Raw genomic sequence first — 25276 nt, 5'->3', positions numbered from 1 at the left:
GCCGGCATAAGAACTGGGTAGTATCGAAATTAATTCTCGCTGCTGGCAGTTTCTGTGTCTTCGGCAACGCGTTGGCTCTTATTGAAGTTAAACAACAGCGTTACCCGGAAGGTGTTGGCCAGCGGGCTACCCGAACGAACAGGAAGCAGGTAGGAAAAATCAACGCCCAGTGATGACAACCGAGCGCCAATGCCAGCTGTGGCATATTGCCGACCACCTTTCTCAACCGACTCGCCGAAGTAACCGACGCGAGCGGCAAACTGATCGTTGTACCAGTATTCAGCACCGAATGAACCGGTAATCTCTTTCAATTCTTCGCTGAAGCCATTAGGCGCATCGGCAAATGAGCCAAACACGGCACTCAGATAGGGTCTGTTGGGATCCTGGCCAGATACAATCACCTTCTGGCTGCCAACGATTTGGTAAACGGGTGGCGTTGGCACCATCAACTTGTTCAGGTCAAGAACAAAGTTGAACTTGTTCACCTGATCGGCGTGGTAGGTGAACATACCGCCTAACCGGAAGTTGGTGGGAATAAAATACCGTTCGGCGCTGCCATAATTGATCCGGCCGCCCAGGTTGGAGATCATCAGCCCGTAAGCCCAGCTTATTCCTTTACCCGTGACATCATCACGAATGGAGTTGTTGTAGTAAGCGCTCAGGTCAAATGCCGCCGTAGAGCCCGCCTGGATTGGCGTTTGTCCGCTTCCGAAAGGAGCGCCCCCGCCAAGATTAGAGTTCAGATATTTGACATTGACACCCATCGAAAAATTACGAGCCAGTTTCTGCGAGAAGCTGGCTGTGAGCGCATATTCCCGTGAGTTGAACGAACCCGCCGAAACGCCCTGATTTGTCGTAAAATCAATAGTGCCCAGATCGAAATAAAGCAGCGATAGGCCAATTACCTGATTCTTATTGAGCTTTTTATAGCCTGAGAAATAGCCATAGTACATATCGCCGATCAGATCGCGTAGCCAGGGGGTGTATGATACAGACGCGCCCGAATTTTCTTTGGCATATACCAGCTTGGATGGATTCCAGAAAATGGCGTTAGCGTCTGGGTTATCAAGCGCTACGCCTGCGTCACCCAGAGCGCCGGAGCGGGCGTCGGGGGTGAAGTTCAGAAAAGGCACGGCAGAATTGGGCACCCGTTGCACCTGACCAGCCAGATTGGTGAACGCCGACGGTGTTGTTTGGGCTACAGCCGCTAAGCTTGTTACGAGGAAGCCTGCGCTAAGTAGCAAGCTAAAGTACATACGATTCATAAATCCGTTTTAATGGTCTGTCAGTCTGGTGGCCAACGGGCTGCTGTACTGCATGACCGTCAAAATTACGAGGTTTCTGCGTGTAGAAAAAAAACGTTTCGATTAGTCGGCAAAAAGTAATCGGTTGGTAGCTTTCGCGTGTTCGCCCGTTTCCGGGTTTGTCAATTCAGCCTGTAATATATAGATACCTGTTGCCAATGGAAACGTCAACCGGTCATACGATCCAATCGTCACTGTTTCTGAGCAGTCATAACATTCGCCCCGCTGCTCAATCAGGCTTTTACCGCTCATCGAGAGTATCCGCCAGGTCCAGGTAAGCGGTTGGCCCGGACGGTTGTGGGTCAGTAGCCACTGACTTTGCTCGCGTACGGGGTTTGGTGCTCCTACCAGTCGCTGAATAGTCATGGCTGGCCGGTCAGAGACTACAAATGCCAACGTAGCCTCGGCCAGATTATTGTTAAGATCATAAACCCTGGCTCTCACTACGTAGTTTCCCGGAGCCATATCGCGCAGAGGAAACGTAAATTCTCCCGTTCGTCCGTCGGCTGACCCCGTAAAATAATCAGCAATCCGCACCGGTGTTGCTGCGTCTACCTGGAGCGTTGGACCGTGGTTCGCGGTTGTTTGGGTTAAATTAATACCTGTTTCGTCGGCTACCCGTATGTGTATCGTTGCCGTTGCGCCGGCAACTGATGGTTGTTTGGCTGAAGGGTCAGCGCCTGCCAGCGTAAGCGTCAAGGTCGGGGGCCTGGTATCAGCGGGTAACGTACCTGTGCCACCGATGACTAAGTTCTGGTAGCCGCCAACGGCATCGCTGAGGCTATCCGTCTGAACGGCGTAGGCATATACCCGTCCAAAACCGAATGTCGGCAATACGTCGGTGGGTACGTTGAAGCTAATCTGAAAGCGACCTTGTTGCACTTCCGCCTGTCCGGCAAACAACAGACTCTGATAGGCTTTATAGGAAAACGGTCCGCTTTCGGTACCGTGTGTTTTCAGTGATACTGGTTTATCGTAGACCATCACGCGAACGGTTCCTGTAAAAGAGCCTACTGCCAGCGTACTGCTTTGTGGACGTACCTCGCCTTGCAACAGAATGCGTTGCCCGGCCCGCAATGTATCAACTTGTTCCGGCTTCAAAGCCTTGTCGTTCAGGCGCGTAAAGGTTACGTTTTGCTGGGGGTAAGCCAGCCGCATCGATGGGTCGCCGAGGAGCGTAAAATTTCGGTTCTGCACCCCACTGATACTGTTATTTTTGGTCGCGCGCATAACATCGCCCAGACGGGGTAACCCGCCTTCAACGGCGAGGAAGATAGCTTTGTAAAAGGCGTCGTTCAGCAGATAATTGGTGTTGGCGTATACGGGGCGCGTAGTTGTCAGTAAACCGATTGCCCCGCCTGCCCGGTCTACTTGTGCCAGTTCAGCGCCAGAAACGACGTTTGGGTTGTCGTAACGCCCAAACTGGCAAGTAGCGGTAATAAATAGGGGCATCCGGCTGTTCGTCCACGACAGGATATCCTGAACTGTCAGTATCTGCTCCTGCGCCCATCCATTTTCGCCACCGTGCCCCGCGTAATTGATCAGGAGCCGACCTTCGTCAATGGCTCGGTTTATAGCCTGATTGACGGTTGGTGCCCGCTCGGTAACCAGGTTTGGTGGTTGTCCGGGAAGAACGATTGTATCCTGTTTGAACGTATCTAGGAAAAGTCGTTCGGGCCTGAATTCAGGATGACGCGCTTCAATCAACGCGGCCAACCTGTCTTCATCATTTTGATGGATATTCCCGTCGCCATCGTCGGCTACCAGAAGAATTTTGGTCCGCCAGTCGCCCAGCAGCCGTTTATCCGATGCATATCGAATCAGCTTATCAACAACGCTCCGGGCTTCGGCCGGGGTTTTAACGGCCAGTCGCCCCACGCCAATGTCGAGTCGAGTGCTATCGGTGTCTGTTTCCGGCCATTCGCCATCTGTATCTTTCAAAAAGCCGAAGTAATCGTCTGACGAAAAGCTAAAAACCGGGTGGAGCGATTCCCTACTTTCATAAGTCGGGATCAGATTGGCCATTTGAGCGGGCGTAAGCGATTTTGTTTTTCCGCGGTAATCGTACGAAGCGTCACCAACCAGCAACAGGTAATGCAACGTACCTGGCTGCTTTCTGGCAAAGAACCGGGCAATATCCCGAATGGCGGAGACATCAGGTTGACCCGACGAGAATTCGTTGTAGACCTGAGCCGTAGTAGCCACCAGCACCGTTAACTTGTCATTGGCCCGCCGAAAAGCGGCCAGCCGCTCGGCCTGATCACGCCACGCTGCCGGGGTAATAATCAGCAGGTTCGGCGTTGCTTCTGCCCGAATATTCTGGTTCGGAATGGCATAGGCAGCGACGGGTGCGCTAATCGTACGGTTCGTGTAGAGATAGAAGGCGGCTGTATCGGAAGCTGTCCAGGTGGCCTGCGTTCCCGACAGCGTGTACGCTTGCTGTACGGGCGAAATCGGGTTCGCCACATCCCAAATCAGGAGATCGTTGGTCGCCTGTTTGGCGGTATAACTCCCGCGACTGCCTCGCACAAGCGTAGGTACGTCGTATTGGCGAATTTCGCGGCGGGTCTGAACGGCAACATAATTGAGATAAGCTACCGCGCCGCTTCCGCTCTGCCGGTCGTAGGTCATTGTTAGCCGAAGTTCGTCGGGGGCGGTGGGTAAAACGGCCTGTCCCGTTACTGTTTTGGCTGAACCCCGAGCGGTAAACTCATACCCACTGATCGCGTTGAAGGTAGCGCTGGTCAGTATCGTATTGTCGAGCGAGACATAAAAGACAGACGGTGAAAGTGAAATGCCTACTGCGGAAAGGGTTATGTAGGTTGGCGAGCCATCAACACGCCCTGGCAGCTGAAATGGCACAAACTGCTGAGGGTAGGTTCCGTAATAGTCGCCTATCCAGTCGCGCCCTGAGTTAATCAGGTTCGTTGTATCGTGTTCGTAGTACGCGTAATGATCAAACGTGGTGATGGTTGGTAACCCGATGGCAGCACCTGGCTGGCGTGTCACAATTCGCCGACCAACGCCAGGGCTGATCGTCAGAAAATAAAAGGTGGTATCTGTGTAAGGATTTAGCTGGTGTGTGAACCGGCCGGTCAGCGTATCACGTGTAATCGTCTGTGGGCCCTGTGCATAGAAACGCACAACATCACCAGTATCAAAACGTCCGTCGTCCTCTCCGGTTACCTGTATGGCGTTCTCGAGCAGATCAACGGGGCGGGGCATGGCATTGGCTTGTGGCAAGGGGGCTCCGCCATTGCCATATAACCTGAACGTGCGTGGATCTGCCGTTTTAAAAGCCGGATCGAGGGCCGTCAGCGTGGCGTAATCGAGTTGATAAACTCCTGTTCCGAGTACTCCGATCTTATACCACGTACCTGTCTGCAATACAGACTGTGCGTTTGCACCATGAATACTGCCAAGGCCAATGTATACAAAGAGCACCAAACGTAAACTGACCGACACCAACAAATCGGATTTTGGGCGTAACGTTGGCGTTTGGCGACTCAGTAACTGTTGGGCACTACACATTCTTCATTTGATTTTCATTGACCGGCATAACCAACACATCGGCCAGCACTGCATATGAACGACCAGACTGTATGTCTTTACAAACGATACGAGTACGCCGTAACTTACCCTTCATGTAGGTTTTTTTCTGAAGTAGAAAGAGTTGACCTTCTGCCAGTTGACGAAGTACCAGCTGCCCTTGAACGGGTGCTGCCGGTGACTGTACATTATACCGGCGTAATGCCTGCATTAAAGCGGGTTGGGCAGCTGTTGTAGCCGCCGGACGACTCATATAATACCGAAGGGGTGCCAGCACATCGGCCGGAAAAATGGATTCGGTTAACAGGGGAGCCATAAGCCGCTGAAATTGGCTTTGCCAGATGGGGCCGTGTGGCTTACCAGCCCGCTTGTAGGTATGGTAAACAGCGCAATGGGCTACTTCGTGGACGTACGTGATGAGGAATGCGTACGGGTTCAGATCAGCATTGACCGTAATGTGGGCCGTACCGTTGGGCAAGGCACGAAAGTCGCCGAGGCGGGTACGTCGGGGTTTCACAATGCGGAAACCGAACGGGTACTGTTGCTGGAGTTGTTGACAGTAAGTAACGGCCAGCGTAGGTATGTGTTGAGTGAGTTGACGAAGCACGGGGGTATAAAAACAGAAAAGCCCTACGAAAATAGGGCTTTTTCTGAGTTGCCAATGAGCAACTTGATTACTTCGTCGTGCTGCTAACAGAGTCGATAACGGCAGTAGCTGAATCAGCAACGGCATTGGCTGAATCGACAACGGCTGAAGCCGAGTCAACAGCAGCAGCAGCAGTTGAATCAACAGCAGCTTCTTCAGTTTTAGGTTTGCTTTCGCAAGATGCAAGTGTCAGAACGCTGCCTACAAACAGGAGGGCGATAACTTTTTTCATGGTAATGTGTCTTGGTGGCTTTAAAGTTTCCGTCACAAATGTAGACACCTCCTTGATAATGTGCAATATAGCAGGTCTAAAAAAAATAGTATGACGCTTTTCGTCTTGAAAAAGTCCAGTATATTATCTCTATAGAAATAACTCAGAAAACGTCTTCATTCTGGCGACCCGTGCGTGCTTTGATGCGGTCATACACCCCCGTGCTTCGGAAAGTAAGGAGTTTGTGGCCAAAGTAGTTGGCCAGGAAGCTAAAGCCCATACCCACTACATGGGAGAATTTTTCACGCCAAAACATAGACAGTTTACCCGTAAGGAAGGGATCAGCTATCCACTTGAGCGTAGCAGCGGCAATGCCAACCTGTACAGCCCAGGCCACCAGTGCAATGACTAAAAATTTGATGGCTTCCCTACCTGAATTGCCGGTACCTTTAGCAGAAAAAGCGAATAACTTGGTGGGAATGAAGCTTATAACTGTAGCCGTCAGGTAGCCAAGGAATACACTCGTTCCAAAACTGAAATAGTCACGGTAATAGATCTGACTAAAAAAGTTTACTGAAGCACCGAGCAGAGCCGTTAGAAAGAAGGAAACAAATTCCCTCTGTGCTTTGTATTTCTCTGTTTGCACGATGCTTATTTCGACAGGCTGCACGTTTATTGGATTCTTGATTGTGGGCGCAAAAGTACGCAGCGTCCTTTTGTTCTGTTACTTTTAACCTATCTACTGAGTAAACGGGTCTATCACAGAATGGTTATAGTAACCGTTGAAATAAGCCCGGCACTACGCCAAGTACAATAGTTAGTACGGTAGCAGCGATGAGTACGAACCGATAGAAAGGAGCTACGCGTATGGTTTCGGCATGGCCCTCCCGGAAATACATGGCAATTACAACCCGGAAGTAGTAATAGATTCCAACCGCTGACATCAGAACGGCTACGACCAAAAGCCAGACGAGCCCCTTGTCTACCGCTGTTGAGAATAACATAAACTTACCCCAGAAACCAGCTGTGAGCGGAATGCCCGCCAGAGAAAGCATGGCAACCGTCATTACAAAACCGAGAACCGGGTTTTGGCGGGCTAGTCCGTTGAAGGCTTCGTAGCTTTCGTCGGGGCGGGTTAATGTGGCTTGGTTACCCACGAGTGCATCATTGATTGGCCGACTTTTTACAACCAGCAACAGAATACCAAAAGCGGAGATCGTCGATAGTGAATAAGCCAGTGAATAAAAAGCAATAGCGCTCTTCGACTGTTGTGTGAGGCCTACCAGACCGATAAGCAAATAACCCGCGTGCGAAATGCTTGAATAGGCCATCATGCGCTTGAAACTGGCTTGATATACCGCCGTTATATTAGCAATAACCAAGGTCAACACGGTAATGATCGTCAGAACCTGCACCCAGTAGCCGTAAACGGCGGAGGCGTTGAAGCAAACCAGTAAAACGCGTAGTAACGCCGCAAAGCCTGCTGTTTTCACCACCGTCGACATAAACGCAGTGAACAGCGTTGGTGAGCCATCGTATACGTCGGGCGTCCAGAAGTGAAACGGTGCTGCTGACACTTTGAAGAGCATACCGATCAACAGCATGAACATACCAACGTAAAGAAGCAGCGGTGAAGTCTGCGCCTTGATCATGGCGTTTACGGCATTACCGATACCGGTAATCGTGAACGTACCTGTAGCACCGTATAACAGGGCCATACCGAACAGCAGAATGCCTGTTGCAAACGCGCCCATCAGGAAGTACTTCAGCGCTGCTTCGTTCGACCGCAAATTTCGTTTATCGCTACCAGTCAGGATGTACATGGCAACCGACAGAATTTCGATGCCTACAAATAGCATAAGCAGGTTTTCGTAGCCGATCATCATGATGGCGCCGACCAGCGAAAACAGCATAATGGCATAATATTCGGCCGGTTGAGCATCCTCATCGTCGAGCAGACTTCCCGATAAAGCCACCACCATAAACGCTGATAACAGCACGATACCGATAAAGACCATCGCCAGGTTGTTGATAACCAGCATGTCATTGAAATAGACGTAGGTCTTGTTCCAGTCGTAGAAATTGGCCACCGTCGCTATGACGAGGCAGGCCAGGGTAGCAGGCAGCAGAACAGCCCGCGACTTCAGGAAGCCCAGAAACAGCAAGACTATGCCAGAAATTGAAAGGACAACGATGGGAAACATAATTCGATAGTTTGCAGTATGTAGTGGCAGTGGGCAGTTCAGGATCCGCTTGCGGAGGGCTACTGCCAGCCGCTACTTTATTTTATGTATTGCAATAAATTGGCAACGGCGGGTTCAGTCAATTTCAAAAAAGATGCCGGGTAAAGGCCCATCCAGAAAACAAAAACGCAGAGAACCAGAAGCGTGTAACTTTCAGAACTGCTCACGTCGGCTATTGCCTCCGTGCGGGTATTGGCTGTACCGAACATGCTTTTCTGATACATTCGAAGCATATAAACGGCTCCGAAAATGATGGTCAGACCGGCTACCAGGCCCAGGTAATGGTTGTACGCGTAGATGCCCGCTAACAGCAGGAATTCGCCAACAAACCCGTTTGTCAAGGGGAGGGCCACACTGCCAAGCAGAATGATCATGAAGTAGACAGTCAGTTTTGGCGTGTTGCGGGTAATACCACCGAGCTGATCAAGCTGACGGGTGCCGGTGCGTTGCAGAATTAACTCGGCGATAAAGAACAGACCTACTACGTTGATACCGTGGGCCAGCATTTGGATCAACGACCCCTGCAACCCCATTTCTGAACGAGAGAACACACCCGCTGCCATCAGCCCCACATGGGAGAATGAAGAGTAAGCAATGAGCCGCTTCATATCGCGCTGACGAATGGCAATGATGGCACCATACACAATGCCGATGATCGATAAGGTGATAGCAAGGCTTCCCCAACGATCAACACCTGCCGGAACGATAGGTAATAACAGGCGGATGAGACCGTATACACCCATTTTCAGCATAATACCCGCTAGCAACATGGTGGCTGGCGTTGGCGATTCAACGTAGGTGTCTGGTTGCCAGGTATGGAAGGGGAACACCGGCATTTTGATAGCGAAAGCAATGAAGAATGCCCAGAAAATCCAGCCTTGCTGAGCTTGGCTAAGATTTAATGCGTACAGATCGGCAATAGCAGCACTATGTACGCCGGTTGTGGTGGTAGGTGTATTGGCATACAAATAAACCAACGCGACCAGCATCAACAAGCTGCCGAAGATCGTGTAGACAAAGAACTTGAACGTGACCTTCACGCGGTTCTCGCCGCCCCACATGGCTGCCAGGAAGTAAATTGGAATAAGGGCAGCTTCGAAGAAGAGGTAGAACAGGAAACCGTCGCGGGCTACAAATACACCCATCAGCGCAGACTGCATGAACAGGATCAGCGCATAAAAGGAGTTAGCGCGATCATAGGTCTGCTTAAACGTCGATAAGACGATCAGGGGCGTAACCAGACCAGTCAGAACGACGGGTAGCAGGCTGATACCATCGATGGCTCCGCTAAAGCGAATACCACTTTTGCCGTCAGTTGCGTTAAACAGCCAGGCATAGTCGAAACCGTATTGGAAATCAGCATTGGCAGTAAAGTAATAAAAAGCATGGGCTGCCAGGGCCAGTTCGACCAACGTACCCACCAATGCGGTGATTCTGGCCGTTTCACGGGACGAGAACAGTACCGCTATGGCCGCTACGATGGGGCAAAGAATCAGGGATAACGTAAGCATGGTTAAGTAGCTGTAACGGTTATTTTCCGCCGATGAAGGGGAGTGTAAAGAAGCGAAGAGCAACAAGGAGCGTGATACTGAGCACCATGATTAGCACATACAGGCTGATGGAACCACTTTGTACCCGCCGCAGGGCTGTTGAACTCCCGCGCACGGCGAAGGCTACGCCACCCACAACCGCGTCGATTGCGAATTCGCCCAGACTATAAAAGGCATCGCCCAGCGCCCGAACAGGCCGGACAATCAGGCTCTCGTAAAACTCGTCGATGTAGTATTTGCCGTAAACGACCTGCTGGGGCAATGACCGCTCTGCCGAATCCGGAGCAGGCACGGCTGCGTTCCGAACGTACATAAAGTAAGCGCCAATGGCTGCTAGGATGGCAATACCAGCCGAAACGCCCATGAGCATCATCTCGGTGCCGTGGTCAAGTGCATTGGCTTCGAAAATGGCTGGGTTAGCCTGACGGGCTTCGTCGAATAGCGGTGACATGAATTCGGCCAGGTGAGCTGAACCACCCAACACTTCAGGTACGTTCATCAGACCACCCAGGGCTGAAAGAACGGCGAGTACCATCAGCGGTAGTGTCATACTCAGCGGCGATTCGTGCAGATGATGTTTCTGCTCCGACGTACCCCGGAATTCGCCGAAGAACGTCAGGAACAGCAGGCGGAACATGTAGAACGACGTCATGGCTGACCCGATCACGCCCAGCACCCACATTACTTTGCTATGCTCGAACACATGCGCCAGAATTTCATCTTTCGAGAAGAAACCGGCGAATGGTGGAATACCGGCAATGGCGATAGTACCGATCAGGAACGTCCAGAACGTAATGGGTAACGATTTGCGCAGGCCACCCATATTACGAATATCCTGCTCGTCGGACATGGCGTGAATGACGCTACCCGCGCCCAGGAACAACAACGCTTTGAAAAACGCGTGGGTGATCACATGGAACATGCTCGCGGTGTAGGCCGTGGCACCTAAGCCCATGAACATGTAGCCCAGCTGTGATACGGTTGAGTAAGCCAGTACTTTCTTGATGTCATTCTGCAACAGACCGATCGAGGCGGCCAGCAGGGCGGTGGCAATGGCAATGCCGCCAATGATGTCGAGCGTGAGCGGAGCCAGTGAGAACAGGACGTTGGCCCGAACCACCATATAAATGCCTGCCGTCACCATCGTTGCGGCGTGGATCAGCGCCGATACGGGCGTTGGGCCCGCCATGGCGTCGGGCAGCCAGGTGTAAAGCGGAATCTGCGCTGATTTGCCCATTGCACCAACAAACAGCAACAGCGTAATGGTCAGGATCACTTTATCGTTGACCTCCATGCCTACTGCCTGCGTAAACACGTCGGTGTATTCAACCGAGCCAAACGTGGCCATGATCGTGAAGATGCCAAGCAGGAAGCCAAGGTCGCCAATGCGGTTCATGACGAATGCCTTGCGGGCGGCATTGTTATAACTTGTGTTGGTGTTCCAAAAACCGATGAGCAGGTATGAGCACAGCCCAACACCTTCCCAGCCAATGAACATGATGACGAAGTTCGATCCCAGCACCAGCAGCAACATGAAGAACAGGAACAGGTTCAGGAAGGCCATGAACTTACCGAAACCTGCATCGTGGTGCATATAGCCGATGCTATACAGGTGAATCAGCGAACCAATGCCGGTTACGATACCCAGCATCAGCATGGTCAACTGGTCGATCTGAAAGGAAAAGTTGATGTGGAAATCGCCTACGCTGATCCAGTCGAACAGGACGGACTTAATAACAGCGTTATCACCCGCTTTAAAGGCGCCCCAGAGCAGAAAAACGCAAATGAACGCCAGTACGGGACCCGCCAAACCAATAATGCCTACCAGCGAGGTGGGCACCTTGCGGAAACCAAGACCATTGATCAGAAAACCCAGAAGGGGAAGGAGGGGTATTAAAAGACAGAGTAGATCGGTAGACATAAGAACCTGAAGGTTCGAGTTTCAGGTTTCAAGTTTCAGGTTTCAAGTGCGCTGCTACATCGAAAATAAGGTGATAAGCGAAGCACTTGAAACCTGAAACTTGAAACCTGAAACTCTTTTTACCATTTAAGTTTATTCAGCACGCCGATATCCGTAGTGCGGAGGTTACGATAAATCATAACAATAATGGCGAGACCGACTGATACTTCAGCGGCGGCAACGGCCATGATAAAGAAAACGAATACCTGCCCCGCCGGATCAGACCGGTACGATGAGAAGGCGATAAGGAGGGTATTTACGGCATTGAGCATCAGCTCGATCGACATGAACATGACGATGGCATTTCGCCGGGTCAGCACACCGATGATGCCGATGACAAACAGAGCGGTGCTGAAGATGAGGTAATAATTCAGAGGAATCTGCTGGATTACTTCCGGAATGGTAGCCGCTGCGTCAGTTGGTTGCATAAAAGCTGTGAATGGAACGTTCGGGCAAAGGTAGAAGAAAATCTATTTTTTCCCGTTTAAGGCACCAGTGAACATCCGTAATCGTATTTCAGTAAAACGGCGTTTAGTGTCCAGGGAGAAATCACCTTTCTGAATCCAATCGTAAAAGGAGGGTTCTGTTTTAAGTACGTCGAGCACAGATTTGCCGGCGTGTTTGCCAAAGTTGATGATCTCTTCGCCTTTCTCGTTGAAGACCATCCGTCCGGCCAGATCTACATTGTTGGTACGGGCAATTGAATCGAGCACTTCCATATCGTTGTCGATAGTGAAGTTGATCTTACGTTGCTCATCACGAATCGTCCGACCTGCATGATTTTCTACAATCGATCCTAGCACCTCAAAGGTAGCCAGTGTGTCGGCTTCGGCACCGTGCGCGCCCACCAGCTCTTTTCCGCAGAAATGGCGGTAGGCGGCCGTTAGGTTGCGGGGCTCCATCAGATGGTAAATCCGCTGAACATCAACCATCCGCCGATTTTTGATGTCGAAGTCGACATTAGCGCGCAGAAATTCTTCAACCAGTAAGGGAATATCGAACCGGTTGCTGTTGAAGCCGGCTAAGTCGCAACCATCCAGAAACTGCGCCAGCGTTTTGGCAACGCTTTTGAAGCTGGGCGCATCTTTTACGTCGTCGTCGTAAATACCGTGAATCAGACTGGTTTCAATGGGAATAGGAATACCCGGGTTGATCCGATACGTTTTTACCACTACTTCGCCTGGTGCTTTATCTTTACCGGGTAAGGCTTTTGCTACGCAGACCTCCACAATCCGATCTTTGGCAGGGTTGATCCCTGTTGTTTCGAGATCGAAAATGGCCAGTGGTTTTTTCAATAAAAACGGATGAGTCATAAGACACGGGAGTTGCGCCGAGTTTCTTGGCAACCGCAAAAATAGCGACACGTTCGACACATCTGCGATTAAACATCCGAACCCACCCCCACTGAACCGTGTTTTTTCTCTATGACCGAATACCTCAAAGATGCGTTGCGGAAGGCCGCTTCATTCTGCGCCTACCAGGAACGTACCCAGCAGGAAGTCCGCAAACGGCTGGACAAATGGGACATATATGGCGATGATGCTGAGGAAATTATTGCTGAACTCATCACCCAAGGCTACCTGAGCGAGGAACGTTTTGCCACGGCTTTCGCGGGCGGAAAATTCAGGATAAAAGGGTGGGGGAAGCGGAGAATTACGCAGGAACTGTCGCAACGGGGTATTACGGGTTACAACCTTAACAAGGCATTGGCCGATATCAAGCCTGATGATTACCGCGCAAAACTAACCGACTTGTTGGAGAAAAAGCGCCGCCAGATACGCGACGATAACCCACTGGTTGTGAAGCAAAAATTGGCTCGTTATGCCCTCAGTAAAGGCTACGAGCCAGCGTTAATCTGGGAGGTGCTGGGCGCTGAAGAAGAGTAAAAATTAAAATTCATCGCGAAGAGGCCTAAGAATACGCAAAGGGCGCAAAGAGTTATTTCCTTGCGCCCTTTGCGTATTCTTAGGCCTCTTCGCGCTGGAAGAAACCTTAAAAGTCTTCTTCCAGCGAGAATTTAGAGCCGTCGTTTTCTTTCATCGAGGCCATTACACCCGATTTCTGGTATTCGCCGACGCGCTTTTCGAAGAAGTTGGTTTTGCCCTGCAACGAGATCATATCCATGAAATCGAATGGGTTCGCCGCGTTGTATACTTTGTTGAGATTCAGCGACATCAGCAGATGGTCAGCTACGAATTCAATGTATTGCTTCATCAGTTCGGCGTTCATCCCGATCAGCGAAACAGGGAGCGCATCGGTGACGAATTCCTGTTCGATGGCTACGGCATCACGAATGATCTGGTAGACAGCTTCAGGATCCATCTGATTTTTGATGTGATCTGTATAGAGCAGGCAGGCAAAGTCGCGGTGGAGGCCTTCGTCACGTGAGATCAGTTCATTCGAGAAGGTCAGACCAGGCATCATGCCGCGCTTTTTCAACCAGAAGATGGAACAGAACGAGCCTGAGAAGAAAATACCTTCTACTGCCGCAAACGCGATGAGCCGTTCAGCAAACGTACCGTTCTCGATCCAGCGGAGAGCCCATTCTGCTTTCTTCTGCACACAGGGAATCGTATCGATGGCATTCAGCAGCCGGTCTTTCTCAACGGGGTCTTTGATATAGGTGTCAATCAGTAGCGAATAGGTTTCCGAGTGGATGTTCTCCATCATAATCTGGAACCCGTAGAAGCACTTTGCTTCGGCATACTGTACCTCCGACAAAAAATTAACGGCAAGGTTTTCATTCACAATCCCATCTGAAGCCGCGAAGAAAGCCAGAATATGAGAGATGAAGTGCCGCTCGCCATCGTTCAGGTTGTTCCAGTCTGTCATATCCTGGCCCAGGTCAATTTCTTCGGCGGTCCAGAATGAGGCTTCATGCTTTTTATACATCTGCCAGATATCGCTGTGCTTGATGGGGAAAAGCACAAACCGGCTTTTATCTTCTTCTAGAATAGGTTCAGTTGCAGTTGCTGTAAGCATGCGTAGGTAAGGTTTTTATACAGTTGAAAGCGCCTGTGCAAAAGGCACGGCCCTGATTGTTTACGTGCTAACAAAAATAGCCCATTCACCCGCCCGAAGTGCCCTTGACCACTAATAAATTTAACGGCCCCGGTTCTGGTAAGAACCGGGGCCGTTGGCTTAATGTGCTGTGCAGTAACAGCGTATGGAACTGGCAACGTACCTGACGTCGAATCCTTTTTACTGTCCGGCCTTTAGTTTGTCGGCCATGCGTTTCTTGAACTTATTCACTTTCGGTTCCGACACGCTTACGATGTAAGCCTCGTCGGGATGAGCGCGATAGTAACCCTGATGATAGACTTCGGCAGGGTAAAACACCTTGAACGGCACAACCTGGGTCACCACGGGATCATGATGTTCACCGGTAGCATTAAATCGCTTGATGGCCGCCTCGATACTTACTTTTTCTTCGGGTGTGCGGTAGAAGGCAACCGACCGATACTGCGTACCCACGTCAGGCCCTTGCCGGTTCAATGTGGTAGGGTCATGAGCATATAGGAAAGCCTTCACGAGCGTGTCGTACGGAATGATTTTTGGGTCGTAATATACCTGAACCGACTCTGCATGGCCTGTTTCATTGTTGCCCACCTGCTCATACGTTGGGTTTTCCTGCTCGCCGCCTGCGTAGCCGGACACTGCCTCACGCACGCCCCTTAGTAGTTCGAATTCCTCTTCAATACACCAGAAACAGCCCGCCGCAAACGTAGCAACGGCCTCACCCGGTTTTAATTCGGGCAATTTGGCAGGAGAAGTGTCTTTAACATCCGACTTGTTATTCTCGTCAGCGCTTTTCTTGGTAACGCAGGAAAGCAGGAGGGAGACTAATAGCAAAGCCAAAAAGTGACGCATAAAAAACGTTACGAAAGTGAATAAGTGCCGAATACCACGCATGAATTATACCCAAAGACCACGACCTCTGTAATACTCGCGACCAATTTCTTCGATATCTTCAATCGAATACGACAGCCAGCCGCGTTGCTGAAACTGCCGTAACCGACGTTTCTCGAACCAGGAAATACCTCCGTCGATCAGGACGCCGAAAATGATCAGCCGTTCAAGCGGTCGGCGTACTTCGGGCGGTGCTTCGGAAAGCCGGTCGAGGAAATGACCTGTCGGCTGGATGACCTGAAGGCCGAAGCGATCCATCAGGGTTTCGGTCAGCAATAGGTGCGCATAATTGTATTGACGTTTCAGAATAGCCACATATTGTAACGCTTCAGGAATCAGCTCGCAGAAAGCCTGATTATGCTTCCATTCTTCGTGCAGACTATCTACAAACTCACGGATCGTGAGCGGGGCCATTACCCGAATTTTTGCTTCATGAATAACCTGATTAGACGCCCAAATATTCCAGAATGCATAGATCGGCATGCCAGCCAGATCCGTTACCTGACGAATAATGAACCGGCCAAAGATGCGTTTCAGGAGAAATTTCAATACAACGTTACTCAAGGCAGCCTTCAGCTTGTTAACAACGAAAAACGCCGTAAGTCCCCATTGCGGCAGACCGAGATACGGATTTATACCGAAGCGCAGAATGCCCTGGTTTTCTTTTTCCTGAGCGGCGTCGGCCAGCGCATGTAGATGCCGCTCATATTGGGCGTCGTGTTGTCGGGGAAACTGACAAACGGCCATAACATAGCGTACTGCCCTTAAATTGATGTACAGAAGCGCGTAAATTTCGAGGTACACCAGCAATACACCGTAGAGCAGCGTGATTAGTGGTAACTCGTAAGTCGTGTCAAGAAACGTCAGTAATGTGGGTTCAAAAAAGGCTGGCCAGAGGTATTGGGGTAGGTAGAGAAGTAATACGCCGAGTACGCCGAATGAACCGGCCATAGCCAACGTCTGCCAACGAATTTTTGCAATGACATGACTCTCCCGGCTGTTCATCACAAACGGCTCATCAGTTGGATGCGGCGATTCCAAAGCTCCCCGCAAGTAGCGCAACGCTAGCTGGTCTATAGGACCAGGTGTGTTGTCGGGCGGTTGAGTAGACATCGGCAGAGTAGCTTGCATCAGAATGGTTTGTAGGGTATACAACTGAGAAATAGGCAGTCGTGTTTTGAAACGCGATACGGCTGTTTGCTTGTTGGTCACCAATACGGCTCATTATCCAATACTTACATTTGTAGTTGAATATGTGTCAGTGTATAGCATACGACTTTTTAATTCAGACCGAATGGAATGACCGTTGATGATACCTTTCGCACCCTGGTTTCTCCGACCATGGGTGAATTCCGCGACAGGGGTAGTAAATTTTTGGCGTTTGCCTACCCAATCAATACCGAAGCCGATAGCCGAACGTACCTGGACATGCTACGTACCCAGCACCCGAAAGCCGTTCACCATTGCTACGCGTACCGCCTCGGAACAGACCGAAACAACTACCGGGCCAACGACGATGGAGAACCCAGCGGCTCGGCCGGACGGCCTATTCTGAACGTTCTGTATTCGCGTGATCTGACGAACGTACTGGTCGTGGTAGTCCGTTATTTTGGGGGTACATTGCTAGGCGTTCCGGGTCTGATCAACGCCTATAAAACAGCGACTATTGCCGCTCTCGACGCCGCCAAGGCAACCGAGAAAACGGTAAACGAGCTTTATCAGGTACGTTATCCCTTTGAGCAAATGAACCATGTGATGCGCCTTGTGAAAGAGCAACAGTTACCCGTACTAAAGCAAGGCTACGACACCGCTTGTATCCTGGAAATCGAAGTACGCAAGTCGTTGGTCAACACCGTGCTGGAACGATTGGGGAAGATGGAAGGGGTGGAAGTGTTACCTCACCCCCAGTCCCTCTCCTGCTGAGAGGGGAGCTATTTTACAAAATTTTTACGAGAAGACACAGGCTACTCTGAAGCGGCTCCCATCTCAGTAGGAGAGGGGCTGGGGGTGAGGTTAAACCTGCTGCAAAGTCTGTAACCGCCAGTAGAAGCCACCTTCGTTGGCAAGGAGTTCCTGATGATTGCCCTGCTCGACGAGTTGACCCTGATGGACAACCAGAATCTGGTCTGCGTGCTGAATAGTGCTGAGGCGATGTGCAATAACGAGTGTAGTACGGTTGGCCATCAGGCGGGTGAGCGCTTCCTGCACTAGCTTTTCCGACTCCGTATCGAGTGCCGACGTGGCTTCGTCGAGAATTAGGATGGGTGGGTTACGCAGAACGGCGCGGGCAATACTAATCCGCTGACGTTGTCCGCCTGATAGCTTACTGCCCCGATCGCCAATGGTTGTTTGATACCCGTTGGGCATATTGCTGATGAACTCATGCGCATTGGCAATCCGGGCCGCCTGCTCAACCTCTGCCTCGGTGGCATCACTACCAAAAGCGATATTGTTGAAGACGGTATCGTTGAATAGGATGCTCTCCTGCGTTACAATGCCCATCAGGTTTCGTAATGAGGTTGTCTGACAATCACGCAGATCATGACCATCGATGCGGACAGCACCCGCAACAGGGTCGTAGAAACGGGGAACCAGATCGGCCAGCGTTGATTTACCACCACCCGACGAGCCAACCAGAGCTACCGTTTGCCCTTTTTCAAGCCGGAAATTGACATTTTTCAATACAGGCGAACCTTCCTCGTAAGCAAATGAGACATTATCGAACGTAATATCCCGTTCAAAGCTGGTTAGTTGAATGGCGTTCGGCTTGTCGGTAATGGCAGGCTGCGTATCGATCAAATCCAGTACGCGTTTTCCTGAAACCAGGCCCCGTTGCGAACTGCTGACGGCATTGGAAATGTCTTTGGCGGGGCGTGTCACCTGAGAGAAAAGGGCCAGGTACGTTACAAATTCGCCGGCTGTCAGGTCTGATTGGCCTGATAAGACCATCGAACCCCCATAGAGCAGAATACCCGACAGCACCGTAACACCCATGAATTCGGAGAAAGGTGAAGCCATTTCGCGGCGGTTGGCCAATGATCGGATCGCATCACGGTAACCATTGTTTTCGGCCTGAAACTTACCCAGCGTAAACGGTTCGGCATTAAAGCCTTTTACCACCCGCATACCACCAAATGTTTCGTCGAGCACACTCAACAGGCTACTTAACCGCTGTTGACCCTGCGTAGCGTCGCGCTTCATTCGCCGCACCAGCGTAGCGATAATGCCGCCCGAAATAGGAATGACCAGAAAGGCCACGAGCGTTAGCTTTGCCGAAATGGAAAACAGGGTGATCAGGAAGAAAATAAGCGTGAACACCTCCTTCGATGCGGCCGACAGGGTGTTCGCAATTGAATTCTCTACTTCCTGTACATCGGTAGTGATACGCGCAATCAGATTGCCTTTGCGTTGATCGGAGAAGTAGCCGAGGTGCAATTGAATGGCGCGGGCAAAAACCGTTTCCCGCAACGTAGCCACCATGCGCGCTTTAAATGATTCGAGCTGCCTGACAGACAGGTATTTGAACACGTTACTCAGCAATACAGACACGACTACCGTGCCACAAACCAATTTCAGAGCACCTAACTGCCCATATAGTTGAAATTGCTGCGCGAAGTAGTAATTAAATACATCAATGGGCGACGTACCCAGCGAAAGCGCTGGCGCTGGCTGATTCAATACAGCCTGTAACTGCTCGGGCGATGATTGTTTGAAGAGAACGTTGAGTAGGGGGATCAGCAGGGTGAAGTTCAGCGTTGCAAAGAGCGCCGCCAGCAGCGACGTGAGCATAAACGGCACTAAAAACCGCCCTAGCGGCCTGCCATAAGAGAGTAGGCGGAAATATGTGTTCATCTCAAGAATTAAGAATCAAGAAGTAAGAAGAAAGAATGGATCTGCCGGGGCATGGAAACGATTATTGGCAACGTTTATTCTTTCTTCTTACTTCTTAGTTGATTCAAATATCACCTAGCTGCGGCCGCATCAGAATTTCTTCAAGGACGGCAGTTTTGGGTAATGTGCAGGCTGCCCAGACGGTTTCGGCTATGTCGGTAGCCTGCATGAACCGGTCGGTGGGTAGGTCGGTACCTTCCCAACTGGCGGTTAAAGTGGCACCAGGTAGCAAGGCTGTAACACGCACACCGCTAGGTTTTAGTTCTTCGCGCAACACTTTGCTCATGCCAAGCAGGGCGAATTTCGAGATACAGTATGAACCACCGTTGGTGTAGGCCGTGATACTGGCCGTTGAACACATCATGATAATATGTCCGTTGCGCCGGGCGATCATGTCGCCAACCAGGCCACGCGTGAGGTGGTAGGCACTGGCTACGTTGGTGCTCATCAGCGTCTCGAACGTACCCTCGGCCTCGTTCTGAATTTGCCCCGGCTGGAACGTACCTGCGTTATTGACCAACACGTCAACGGGGCGATTCAGGCTTTTCAGGTACGTTACCAGCGCCTCAACACCGCCGCGGGTACCAAGGTCGGCAGCGAAGGGAATCAATCCCTGTCCTTCGATTCCATCAACGTTGCGGGCGCAGAGCACGGCGTCGAAACCACGCGCCACGAACGTATCGACAATGGCCCGGCCAATACCTTTTGAGCCGCCGGTTACCACGATGAGTTTTTTCATGCCGCAAAGTTCGCCCATTCGGGCATCAAACGGAAACAGGGCCCGAAACCATTCACTCGCTATGGCCGTTCATTGCCTTAGTGGCCGCGCTGAACAGATTGTTCCGGCCCCCTTTTTTTCTCCATATGGTTACCCTCGGTCGGTATTTTATATTTCTGGGTACGTTGTTTCGTGATCGCGAGCGTACGTCGGTTTACCTACGCCTGATTCTCGACGAATGCGTCAGTATTGGTGTTAACTCCGTGTTTATTGTTGCGATCGTCTCCTCCTTTATTGGGGCTGTCACCTGTGTGCAGACGGCGTATAACCTTGATAATCCGTTTGTTCCGCGCAATATTATCGCCTTTATCGTTCGTGATAGTACGATCCTGGAATTTGCGCCCACTATCAGCAGTATTGTTCTGGCGGGTAAGGTGGGGTCCAGCATTGCCGGTCAGTTAGGCACTATGCGCGTGACCGAGCAAATCGATGCGCTGGAAGTAATGGGCATCAATTCGAGTTCGTATCTGGTGCTTCCCAAAGTGCTCGGGGCTATGCTTATGTTTCCGCTTCTGACCATGATGGCCGCCTTTCTGGGCATTCTGGGTGGTTATCTGGCGGGCGTACTGGTTGGTGTAATTTCGCACGAAGACTTCATCTCGGGGCTTCGTTTCGATTATAACCCATTCGGCATCAAATTCGCACTCATCAAAACCGAGGTGTTCGCTTTCCTGATCGCCACAATATCGGCCTACCAGGGCTTCAACGTGAGCGGTGGCGCTCTGGAAGTTGGTAATGCATCCACCAACGCCGTAACGGCTAGTTGTATCTCGATTATTGTGGCCGATTTCGTGCTAACTCAACTCTTATTGGCCTGATGGACAGATGATTGAGATAAAAAATATTCAAAAGAAATTTGGTGACAGGCAGGTTCTTGCCGGAATAGATGGTTGCTTTCAGCCCGGTGAAACCAGCCTGATCATTGGTGGTAGTGGCACGGGAAAGAGCGTATTGCTGAAGTGCATGATCGGTCTGGTACAACCCGATCTGGGCGAAGTACTTTACGACGGTCGTAATTTCCTGACGGCCGATGACGATACCCGCAAAGCCATCCGCCGCGAAATGGGTGTTCTGTTTCAGGGCTCTGCTCTCTTCGATTCCAAAAGCGTGTTCGACAACGTCCGCTTTCCCCTCGATATGCTGACGACCATGACGGAGGAAGAAAAAGTGGAGCGGGCGCATGCGTCGTTGCAGCGTGTGGGGCTCGAAAACGCCGAACAGCGGATGCCATCAGAGATTTCGGGCGGTATGAAGAAACGCGTCGGTATTGCCCGGGCTATCGTGATGAACCCGAAATACCTGTTCTGTGATGAACCCAACTCTGGCCTCGACCCGCTGACGTCGATCAAGATCGATCAGCTCATCAAAGAAATTACCGACGAGTACAAGATCACGACCGTTGTGATCACACACGACATGAACTCGATGATGGAGATCGGTGAGAAGATTATGTTCCTCTACGAAGGGAATAAACTATGGGAAGGCAACAGCGATACGCTGGCTCATTCAGACGTAGATAGACTCAATGAATTCATCTACGCCAACAAGCTGCTGCGTGAGATGGAAGGGAAATAAATAGAATTTGTCTGTAAAACGGTATAGGTATACAAGCAAAGGGCTTCGCCAATTCAATTAGCGAAGCCCTTTGCTTGTATACCGTGTGAGATTATATCTACTTCACTGCTACGCCGCTTTTGCGGGTTTTAGCTTTTTCCAGCACATACTGGCCAACTTTCTTACCCATAACCGACCCGTTTTCGAGCGCTGACCGGTAATGGATACCGCCGTATAAACGGCTGACCGACGCCTCATTGGCGGCATCGTAAAAGGATTTGAACGAACGTACCCCGTGACCGTATTTGTACTCCGTTGAATCGGTAAACGGAATGCTGTCGCCAATTAACTGGGTCAGCACGGTCGCCGCTGCGGCTGTGATCGTACTGTGCCCGCTTGGGTACTCCGGAAATGGCGGTGTTTGCAGGAATGGTGCCCATTTCGGATCAATCGACTTGTTAATCACCGTTTCGGGACGAACCGTTCTGCTGCGGTATTTCTCGTCCCAGCAGGCAATGAATCCGTCGGCAAGGGCAAAAGACGTTAGCGTGTAAGCCTCGGCCATCCGCATCAGGCTCAGTTTCTGCTGACGACCAACCGTTTGGGCAATGGCAATCCAGTGGCCACCCGGCGTCATTTTTTTCGACGCGTAGCTCACATGCCCGGCTACGTTCATCACGAACGCGTTATCGTCCCAGAAGTAGGCGATGTCCGACTGTTCTTTGCTTAGTTTTTTGCCGGTTTCATATACTTCCATTAATTCCTTTTCGTATGGGCTTCCTTTAGCCATACTGTAGGCAAACGGGCGTGGCGGCATAAACTGGTTGCAGGTATCCATTACCCAGCAGCGAATGTTGTTCCACTTTGGCTCGGCGGCATCCATGTAGGCAGGCGGGGTGGGCACCCAGGTTCCCTCGTCGTTGGTGACCGTGTGTTTGAACCCGCGTGTCTGCTTATAATGGTCTTTCGCCGCAAAGTCGAGTACGTTTTTCGCAACAGCTTCGCCGTAGGCCATCGACCGTTCAATAACGTCGCTGGGAACGCCGTCTTTCTCGAACTGCTTGTAAAACTCAGGCTCAAAATCGTCGTAAAAATTGGTCGAGAACGTCAGCGCGTGGGCTACCGTCAAAAAGGCCTTGGCACCGGCAATGGGGTAGCAATACTCTTTGCCTACCTCTGGCTGCGGTCCTGACTTGAACGTTTTCACCTTACCGCCCAGCGATTCAAAGCCGGGGTTGAATGGGGCCATGGCTTCATAACCCGCCAGATTAGCGTAACTATAAATTCGACTGGCAACCGGCGGCGAAAAAATATCGTGAATAACAACCTCGGTTAATTTATTGACGCAGGCGTTATAGCGTTCAGGGTCAGATGCTTTGGGCATATACTCCTCCGGCTTCGCCGATTGACAGCCCGCCGCACTCAGCAATACAAGCGCCAGAAGCCAGTTGCAGAGTATTACTTTATTGATTTTCATGAGTTGGTTATACAAGAGTACGTATGACAAAATTAACAGAAAATACAGGTAGAATGAAACGTTTGTAAACAACAGAAAGCGGCCACTTCCTTTCAGAAATGGCCGCTTTCTTCGGCTCACTGTTTTCTGTTTATCGTTTTCAGTTGCGCTGCTAGTTCAGTATAACGTACCCATGCAACGCAACTAAAAATGGTAAACAGAAGACAGAGGACTGACTTTAGTTGCTTGGACTCACATCCCCTTTCCAGGTATTGTTTTTCGAGTTGTAGTCGGGCAGTTTGCCGTCGGGGTCGATCGTTACCTGCGAGATCGTCGATGTGGTGTTGGCCTGGAAGCTCCAGGTGCCGCCCCGTTGCCAGATTTCGACCGGTAGTTGAACGCGGGTTTTCTTACCGTTGCTTTCCTGAATTTCTACTACGGCAGGCATGGCCAGCTTATCCAGGTTTTCAATGGTGATGATGCTGCCTTTTTCAGGAGCCGAATCGGTGTATTTAACACCTTTCACGCTCTGGTCGAGTTTCCAGGTCTCGAAGAACCAGCCACGCCAGTACCAGCCGAGGTCCTCACCAGCCCCGTTTTCCATGCTGCGGAAAAAATCGTGCGGTGTTGGGTGTTTGAAGGCCCAGCGAGCCACGTACTGCTTGAAGGCGTAGTCGAACCGTTCAGGACCAAGAATGCTTTCGCGCAGGATACGCAGACCCATACCTGGCTTGTAATAGGCCAGAATGCCCAGATTACGCGCCGCCTGTACGTCAGGAATCGTCATGATTGGCTCAACGGGCGAGTACAGCGCAGGGGCTACGTCGTGCATGGTGCCGCGCTCCCGGTTGTATTCTCCTTTGTTGAACGCCGCCGTCGACAGGAAGTTGATAAAGGTGTTGAAGCCTTCGTCCATCCAGGCGTATTTCCGTTCGTTGTTACCCACGATCATCGGGAACCAGTTATGGCCAAATTCGTGGTCTGTTACGCCAAACAGGCCGTCTTTCTTCGAGTTGTGCTGGCAGAAAACGATGCCTGGATACTCCATACCACCCACAATACCGGCCACGTTGGTAGCAACCGGATACGAGTATTCATAGACGTACCCAGAATAGAACTCGATGCTGTGCTTCACGTACTCCGTCGACCTGTTCCACGAATCAGCCGTAGCGCTTTCAGCAGGGTAAGCTGACATCGCCAGTGATTTTTTGCCGCTTGGCAGATTAATCCGGGCTGCATCCCAAACAAACGCTTTGGATGAGGCCCAGGCTACATCGCGCGTGTTTACGCACTTGAAACGCCACACCTGCCGACCCGACTGTTTAGGCCGCGACGATGGATTTGTTACTTCTTCCTTACTGCGAATCATCACCGTCTGATCGCTCTGTTTCGCCTGCGCCAGCCGCTTGATCTGCTCGGCCGTCAAGACCTCCGTCGGGTTCATCAGTTCGCCCGAACCAACTACGATATGATCCCAGGGGACGTCGATGGCGTATTCGATGTCGCCGTATTCGAGGTAGAACTCACCCGCACCCAGATAAGGCAACGTGTTCCAGCCCTGAATATCGTCATACACACACATGCGGGGGTACCACTGCGCGATTTCGTAGATAATGCCGTCTTTCCGCTTCAGCTGCCCCATCCGGTCTGAACCGTACTCAGGAATTTTGAACGAATAGCCAATCTTGATCTTCACCACATCGCCGCCCGGCTTCATGGGCTCAGTCAACTTAATCTGCATCCGGCTATCACTGGTGATATTGGCGGCGGCTGTAAACTTCCGTGCTCCCTGCTCAACCTGAACACTGGTTATGCCGTAACCACCCGCAAAATCTTTGTTTCCGAAACGGCCGCCCTGGATTGGGGTAGTCTTCGCCGCCCGCGACGAATCGCTGAACGCGTTCTGGTCCAGCTGAAGCCACACGTAATTAAGGCTCTCCGGCGAGTTATTCTTGTACGTAATCTCAACCTCGCCTGTTACGGTTTGGGCCACGTCATCGAGCTTGACGTTGATCTTGTAGTCAGCCCGGTTCTGCCAGTAGCGTGGTCCCGGTGCGCCGCTGCCCGTCCGGTAGTCGTTGCCGGGCTGCATGTTAAATAAAGGGTGGAACAACACACGTGGGTCATAACCAGCCGTGGATGTCGTTGATGAAGTTTGGGCCATGCCCTGCCAGCTAAGCAGACAAGCGACACCAATCAGGAGTTTTTTCATGAACAAAAATGCA

21 protein-coding genes are annotated in these 25276 nt (G+C 51.1%); 4 read left to right on the top strand and 17 right to left on the bottom strand.

The genetic code is table 11. From position 1 onward, the window contains the following. Positions 1–29: 29 nt before the first annotated feature. The 10 genes from porV to J2I46_RS15090 form a co-directional block, all read right to left on the bottom strand. Positions 30–1265 carry a type IX secretion system outer membrane channel protein PorV gene (gene porV, locus J2I46_RS15135; RefSeq protein ID WP_207329883.1) on the bottom strand — a complete coding sequence of 412 codons (1236 nt, stop codon included), beginning with the start codon at positions 1263–1265 and terminating at the stop codon, positions 30–32. A 102-nt stretch (positions 1266–1367) separates the two neighbouring features. Then, positions 1368–4835, bottom strand: coding sequence for a type IX secretion system sortase PorU (gene porU / locus J2I46_RS15130; RefSeq protein WP_207329882.1), 3468 nt, complete (start codon positions 4833–4835; stop codon positions 1368–1370). Beyond that, the gene (locus J2I46_RS15125) at positions 4828–5460 is read right to left on the bottom strand and encodes a SprT-like domain-containing protein (RefSeq protein ID WP_310589037.1); all 633 of its coding nucleotides are present in this window, start codon (positions 5458–5460) and stop codon (positions 4828–4830) included. The genes porU and J2I46_RS15125 overlap by 8 nt, the downstream gene beginning before the upstream one ends. Before the next feature lie 67 nt (positions 5461–5527). Beyond that, positions 5528–5731 (bottom strand): hypothetical protein, encoded by a 204-nt coding sequence (locus J2I46_RS15120; RefSeq protein ID WP_207329881.1) that lies wholly within the window; start codon positions 5729–5731, stop codon positions 5528–5530. 142 nt (positions 5732–5873) lie between these two features. Beyond that, the gene (locus tag J2I46_RS15115; RefSeq protein WP_207329880.1) at positions 5874–6380 is read right to left on the bottom strand and encodes a GtrA family protein; all 507 of its coding nucleotides are present in this window, start codon (positions 6378–6380) and stop codon (positions 5874–5876) included. A 100-nt stretch (positions 6381–6480) separates the two neighbouring features. Continuing rightward, positions 6481–7914 carry an NADH-quinone oxidoreductase subunit N gene (locus J2I46_RS15110; RefSeq protein WP_207329879.1) on the bottom strand — a complete coding sequence of 478 codons (1434 nt, stop codon included), beginning with the start codon at positions 7912–7914 and terminating at the stop codon, positions 6481–6483. A gap of 77 nt (positions 7915–7991) precedes the next feature. Then, complete coding sequence (locus tag J2I46_RS15105; RefSeq protein WP_207329878.1) at positions 7992–9464, bottom strand: complex I subunit 4 family protein; 1473 nt, start codon at positions 9462–9464, stop codon at positions 7992–7994. 19 nt (positions 9465–9483) lie between these two features. Next, positions 9484–11424: an NADH-quinone oxidoreductase subunit L gene (gene nuoL / locus J2I46_RS15100; protein WP_207329877.1), complete on the bottom strand. Its 1941-nt coding sequence runs from the start codon at positions 11422–11424 to the stop codon at positions 9484–9486. Positions 11425–11543: 119 nt separating this feature from the next. Next, on the bottom strand, positions 11544–11891 hold the full coding sequence (gene nuoK, locus J2I46_RS15095; RefSeq protein ID WP_207329876.1) for an NADH-quinone oxidoreductase subunit NuoK: 348 nt from the start codon (positions 11889–11891) through the stop codon (positions 11544–11546). A 42-nt stretch (positions 11892–11933) separates the two neighbouring features. Next, complete coding sequence (locus tag J2I46_RS15090) at positions 11934–12776, bottom strand: 3'-5' exonuclease (RefSeq protein ID WP_207329875.1); 843 nt, start codon at positions 12774–12776, stop codon at positions 11934–11936. Between the two features lie 111 nt (positions 12777–12887). On the opposite strand from J2I46_RS15090, the gene J2I46_RS15085 reads away from it, so the two are divergent. Continuing rightward, a complete protein-coding gene (locus J2I46_RS15085; protein WP_207329874.1) occupies positions 12888–13349 on the top strand; it encodes a regulatory protein RecX in 462 nt (153 codons plus the stop codon). A gap of 106 nt (positions 13350–13455) precedes the next feature. On the opposite strand, the gene J2I46_RS15080 is transcribed toward J2I46_RS15085, so the two are convergent. The 3 genes from J2I46_RS15080 to J2I46_RS15070 all read right to left on the bottom strand — a co-directional run bounded on the left by J2I46_RS15080 (position 13456) and on the right by J2I46_RS15070 (position 16503). Continuing rightward, the gene (locus J2I46_RS15080) at positions 13456–14445 is read right to left on the bottom strand and encodes a ribonucleoside-diphosphate reductase small subunit (RefSeq protein WP_207329873.1); all 990 of its coding nucleotides are present in this window, start codon (positions 14443–14445) and stop codon (positions 13456–13458) included. A gap of 219 nt (positions 14446–14664) precedes the next feature. Beyond that, positions 14665–15333: a peptide-methionine (S)-S-oxide reductase MsrA gene (gene msrA, locus J2I46_RS15075; RefSeq protein WP_207329872.1), complete on the bottom strand. Its 669-nt coding sequence runs from the start codon at positions 15331–15333 to the stop codon at positions 14665–14667. A 45-nt stretch (positions 15334–15378) separates the two neighbouring features. Continuing rightward, complete coding sequence (locus J2I46_RS15070; protein ID WP_229379773.1) at positions 15379–16503, bottom strand: LBF_2804 family protein; 1125 nt, start codon at positions 16501–16503, stop codon at positions 15379–15381. 168 nt (positions 16504–16671) lie between these two features. On the opposite strand from J2I46_RS15070, the gene J2I46_RS15065 reads away from it, so the two are divergent. Continuing rightward, the gene (locus J2I46_RS15065; RefSeq protein ID WP_207329871.1) at positions 16672–17295 is read left to right on the top strand and encodes an IMPACT family protein; all 624 of its coding nucleotides are present in this window, start codon (positions 16672–16674) and stop codon (positions 17293–17295) included. Between the two features lie 90 nt (positions 17296–17385). On the opposite strand, the gene J2I46_RS15060 is transcribed toward J2I46_RS15065, so the two are convergent. Both J2I46_RS15060 and J2I46_RS15055 read right to left on the bottom strand, forming a co-directional pair. Then, positions 17386–19224, bottom strand: a complete 1839-nt coding sequence (locus tag J2I46_RS15060) for an ABC transporter ATP-binding protein (RefSeq protein ID WP_207329870.1) — start codon at positions 19222–19224, stop codon at positions 17386–17388. 103 nt (positions 19225–19327) lie between these two features. Continuing rightward, complete coding sequence (locus tag J2I46_RS15055) at positions 19328–20002, bottom strand: SDR family oxidoreductase (RefSeq protein WP_207329869.1); 675 nt, start codon at positions 20000–20002, stop codon at positions 19328–19330. 125 nt (positions 20003–20127) lie between these two features. On the opposite strand from J2I46_RS15055, the gene J2I46_RS15050 reads away from it, so the two are divergent. Together J2I46_RS15050 and J2I46_RS15045 are read left to right on the top strand one after the other, a co-directional pair. After that, complete coding sequence (locus J2I46_RS15050) at positions 20128–20859, top strand: MlaE family ABC transporter permease (protein ID WP_207329868.1); 732 nt, start codon at positions 20128–20130, stop codon at positions 20857–20859. 7 nt (positions 20860–20866) lie between these two features. Next, complete coding sequence (locus J2I46_RS15045) at positions 20867–21616, top strand: ABC transporter ATP-binding protein (protein WP_207329867.1); 750 nt, start codon at positions 20867–20869, stop codon at positions 21614–21616. Positions 21617–21713: 97 nt separating this feature from the next. Here the strand turns inward: J2I46_RS15045 and J2I46_RS15040 are convergent, their stop codons facing one another. Further along, entirely contained in the window at positions 21714–23072 is a 1359-nt protein-coding gene (locus tag J2I46_RS15040) for a vanadium-dependent haloperoxidase (RefSeq protein ID WP_207329866.1), read from the bottom strand. A gap of 217 nt (positions 23073–23289) precedes the next feature. Further along, the gene (locus J2I46_RS15035) at positions 23290–25263 is read right to left on the bottom strand and encodes a M1 family metallopeptidase (protein WP_207329865.1); all 1974 of its coding nucleotides are present in this window, start codon (positions 25261–25263) and stop codon (positions 23290–23292) included. Positions 25264–25276: the final 13 nt, after the last annotated feature.

Source organism: Fibrella forsythiae, assembly GCF_017353175.1.
In the GTDB taxonomy this organism is placed as follows: Bacteria; Bacteroidota; Bacteroidia; order Cytophagales; family Spirosomataceae; genus Fibrella; species Fibrella forsythiae.
The sequence above is the reverse complement of the archived record's forward strand: the minus strand, read 5'-3'. Positions and strand labels throughout refer to the sequence as shown.